2 protein-coding genes and 2 pseudogenes are annotated in these 4,012 nt (G+C 63.9%); 3 read left to right on the top strand and 1 reads right to left on the bottom strand.

All coding sequences use genetic code 11. The features are described 5' to 3' along the window. The first annotated feature begins 304 nt into the window (after nucleotides 1-304). The 3 genes and pseudogenes from AC0L3O_RS35095 to AC0L3O_RS35105 form a co-directional block, all read left to right on the top strand. A complete protein-coding gene (locus AC0L3O_RS35095) occupies nucleotides 305-1,042 on the top strand; it encodes a protein-L-isoaspartate(D-aspartate) O-methyltransferase (protein ID WP_473618106.1) in 738 nt (245 codons plus the stop codon). An 11-nt stretch (nucleotides 1,043-1,053) separates the two neighbouring features. Continuing rightward, nucleotides 1,054-3,495 carry a spermidine synthase family protein gene (locus AC0L3O_RS35100; RefSeq protein WP_473618108.1) on the top strand — a complete coding sequence of 814 codons (2,442 nt, stop codon included), beginning with the start codon at nucleotides 1,054-1,056 and terminating at the stop codon, nucleotides 3,493-3,495. 29 nt (nucleotides 3,496-3,524) lie between these two features. Then, nucleotides 3,525-3,787 (top strand): annotated as a pseudogene (locus tag AC0L3O_RS35105) (hypothetical protein); the annotation flags it as partial. Nucleotides 3,788-3,795: 8 nt separating this feature from the next. Here AC0L3O_RS35105 and AC0L3O_RS35110 read toward each other — a convergent pair. Further along, nucleotides 3,796-4,012: pseudogene (locus AC0L3O_RS35110) on the bottom strand (cytochrome c); the annotation flags it as partial.

The following is a 4,012-nucleotide window of genomic DNA, read 5'->3' on the forward strand; positions in this document are numbered from 1 at the left end:
TGACCCTCTCCGGACCTTCGTGTCGATTCGTCGGAGGGGCTGCAATAAAGTGGATAGCGGACTTGCAGGCAGGTAACCGCGGATTCCTTGGTACCCGTGAAAGTGCGTACTGTGGTCGGGCTGCTTGCCGTCCCATTTGCGGTCGCCGCCGTAACCCGAGGCGGAAGACGCCTTCTGACGCACCCTAACCTCCAACGGGGTTGATCCGGGCCTGGTGCCGCGACATGTTTGGTGTGAGATCGGACCGGCGTTCGCTTAAAATGGCCGCCGCCTTTGTTCTCGCGTCGTGGGCCAGGAGAGATTCATGAGTGCTCTAGCCCAGTGCCGAGCGTTGCTGGCCGCGTTTGTCGCCGTTGCCGCCGTCTTCGTTTCGACGTCGGCGCCCGCCCAGGACCGCGCAGCCGAGCGTGCGGCCATGATCGAGACGATAAAGGGGCACGCCCGCTCCGGGGCACAGAGTATCGATCCGGCGGTGCTCAAGACGATGGGCACGGTGCCGCGCCACCGTTTCGTATCCGAGGCGCAGCGCGGCGCGGCCTATGATGACCGGCCCCTGCCGATCGGGCACGGTCAGACGATCTCGCAGCCCTTTATCGTCGCGCTTATGACCGACCTGATCAATGTCCGGCCTGGCGACACGGTTCTCGAGATCGGCACCGGCTCGGGCTATCAGGCAGCCGTCCTGTCGCCCCTCGCCGACAAGGTTTACTCCATCGAAATTATCCCGGAACTGGGCAAGAGGGCAGCGGCACGACTTGCGGTGCCCCGCTTCGACAACGTCGAGGTGAAGGTGGACGACGGCTACTACGGCTGGCCTGAGCACGCGCCCTTCGACGGCATCGTCGTGACTGCGGCGGCCAGCCATATCCCGCCGCCGCTTGTCGAGCAGCTCGCTGAAGGAGGCCGAATGGTCATCCCTGTGGGAGGACCCTTTGCAACCCAGTTTCTCATGCTCGTCGAGAAGCGACGAGACGGAGGCATCACGACCCGGCAGCTGCTGCCGGTGAGCTTCGTTCCGCTGCGGGGAGGTCCCTCCCGGTGAGAGCGGGCCGCATGCTACCAGTCGGTCTCATTTCGGCAGCGGTTCTCGGTTATGAATTGCTGCTGATGCGATTGTTTTCGATCGTTCAATGGCACCATTTTGCCTACATGATCATCAGCATCGCGCTTTTGGGCTTCGGCGCGAGCGGTACGTTCATTGCGCTTGCCCAGCGCTGGCTAGTGGAGCGGTATCCGGCTGCTTTCGCGACGTCGGCAGCGCTGTTCGGCATGACCGCGGTCGCCAGCTTCGCCATCGCCGAACGTCTGCCGTTCAACGCGCTCGAGATCATCTGGGATCCGCGACAGCTCGGTTGGCTCGCGGCCAGCTATGCGCTTCTGATCCTGCCGTTCTTCTTTGGCGCGACCTCCGTCGGCCTTGCTTTCTGCCGCCATCCCGGACAGATCGGACGCGTCTACGCCTTCGACTTGGCCGGCGCAGGGATCGGTGCGCTGGGTATCATCGGGCTCCTGTTCCTGGTCTTTCCATCTACGGCGCTGCGTTTCGTTGCAGCGCTAGCATTCGCGGCGGCTGCCTTTGCCGCGTTCGGCATGGTCCGCCATCGGTGGCTCGCAGCGGGCGGCCTTGGGTTGGCAGCGGCGTTCGTTGCAGTGTCGCTACCGCCGTCCTGGGTGGCCCCCGAGCCGCATATGTCGCAGTATAAGGGCCTCCGCATAGCCCTGGAGGTTCCGAACGCGCGGGTGATCGAGGAGCGGTCGAGCCCGCTCGGGTTGCTGACGGTTGTCGAGAGTCCAACCGTCCCCTTCCGTTATGCGCCTGGCCTCAGCCTTGCCAATACCCAAGAGCCGCCTGCGCAACTCGCCGTCTTCACCGATGGCGACAGTATTGCGGCGATTACCGCCTATCGAGGCGATTCGACGAAGGTCGCCTATCTCGACCGGACAACGGCGGCGCTGCCGTACCGCATCCTCGAGCGGCCGCGGGTGCTAATCCTCGGCGCCGGGGGGGGCGAGCAGGTGCTGCTGGCGCTGCGCGCCGGGGCCGATACCGTGGATGCGGTTGAGGTCAACCCGCAAATGATCGACTTGGCTCGGAATCGCTTCGCCGACTTCGCTGGCGGTATCTTCAGCCGACCGAACCTGCGCTTGCATTTGGCCGAGGCGCGCGCCTTCGCTGCGACTGCCGGCGAGCGCTACGACCTGATCCAGATGCCGCTCCTCGATTCCTTCAGCGCGGCCGCGGCAGGCGTGCAGAGCTTGCATGAAAACTACACCTATACCGTGGAGGCAATGCGGGATTACCTCGCGATTCTCGGACCAGATGGTGTCGTCGCTATCACACGATGGCTGCGAGTGCCGCCGCGTGACAGCCTTAAGCTGTTCGCCACCGCCATAGCAGCGCTCGAGCCGGAAGGCGTGGCCGAGCCGGGCCGGCACCTGGCGCTGATCCGGAGCTGGAATACCGCAACTTTGCTCGTCGCCAAGTCGCCATTCAAAGGCGAAGACATTGCGGCCATTCGCAGCTTCGCGGCCGAGAACTTCTTCGACATCTCTTGGGTGCCAGGCATCTCCGCGAGCGACGTGAACCACTTCAACCAGCTCGATCAGGAATATCTCTACGAGGGAGCACTCGCCCTCCTCGGCCCTGAGCGCGCCGACTTCATCGAGCGCTACAAATTCGCCATCGCACCGGCCACCGACAATCGGCCCTATTTCTTCGACTTCTTCCGCTGGCGCGCCCTGCCCGAACTCCTAGCCCTGCGCACCCAGGGCGGGGCAGCGATGCTCGACTGGAGCTACCTGATCCTCGTGACGACTCTGGTCCAGGCTGCCATCCTCAGCGCCGTCCTGATCCTCCTGCCGCTATGGATTCGCAGACACGCGCTCGGGGAAGCTTTGCACCGGCTGCGCTTCGGGCTCTACTTCCTTGCCTTGGGGCTAGCCTTCCTCTTCATCGAAATCGCCTTCATCCAGCGCTTTGTGCTGTTCCTCGGTCATCCGTTCTACGCTGTCGCTGTCGTGCTTGCGGGCTTCCTCGCCTTCGCCGGTCTCGGTAGCGCCGTTGCCGCACGCTGGGCCGCGGCGGTTGGGCGCGGGTCGGCGGTGCGCGGCATCGCCCTCGCTGTCGGGGTTATCGCGGTCCTGGCTGCCACCTACCTTCTCGTGCTGCCGTCAGTATTCGAAAGGCTGCTGGCGTTCCCGGACGCCGCTAAGATCGCGATCGCGCTCCTTCTCATAGCGCCGCTCGCTCTTTTTATGGGCATGCCGTTTCCCCTCGGCCTCGGGTATGTCGGCGCGCGTTCGGAGACATTCATTCCCTGGGCGTGGGGAATCAACGGCTGTGCGTCCGTGCTGAGCGCGATTCTCGCCACGCTGCTTGCAATGCATGTCGGGTTCTCTGGCGTCGTGATGATCGCCGTGGTCCTCTATCTTGTCGCCCCAGCCTTGCTTGCAAATCGGCTCACGATCCGAACCATGATCCCTTTCCGGTCGTGAAGTTCTTCACGCCTAACCGGGGCGCCATCGACCAGATCACCTCCGCACTTGACCCCGAATTGGTTGCCGAGGTGCCCGCCCTCGTCCCGGGAACTTGCCGCCGAGGGCATAACGCTCTTGATGGTCACCCAATGCAATGCGTCTCGCCAGCCGCGCCGTCTTCATACATGAAGGCCGCATCCACGAGATCGGCCCGCCCGGCAAGGTCTTCGCCAGCTCTAACACGCCCGACCCGACTAAGATTTCAACGGCTTATCGTGCCGATCGGCGCGGAGACCCCCATGCCGATTGACACCCGGCCTATTTCCGCGCGGCAGGTGCGGTTTTGCCCGGCGGCATGATCCGGAACATGAAGCTCGATACCTTTCCCCGGGTTTGAACGGGCCGGGGACCTGGTTGTCGACCGGCTTCACACTTTGGAGGAATGCCGCGATGGCCATGGCGTCATCTGCGGTGAGATGCGCAAAAGCGTGCCAGGGCATGATGGGCGCTAGGATGCGGCCGTCCGGCCGTTCGC

It is taken from the genome of Mesorhizobium sp. WSM4810 (assembly GCF_055811235.1).

Coding starts and splice junctions, on each gene's coding strand:
- AC0L3O_RS35100 (WP_473618108.1), top strand. CDS start 1,054: ATGCTACCAGTCGGTCTCATTTCGGCAGCGGTTCTCGGTTATGAATTG.
- AC0L3O_RS35095 (WP_473618106.1), top strand. CDS start 305: ATGAGTGCTCTAGCCCAGTGCCGAGCGTTGCTGGCCGCGTTTGTCGCC.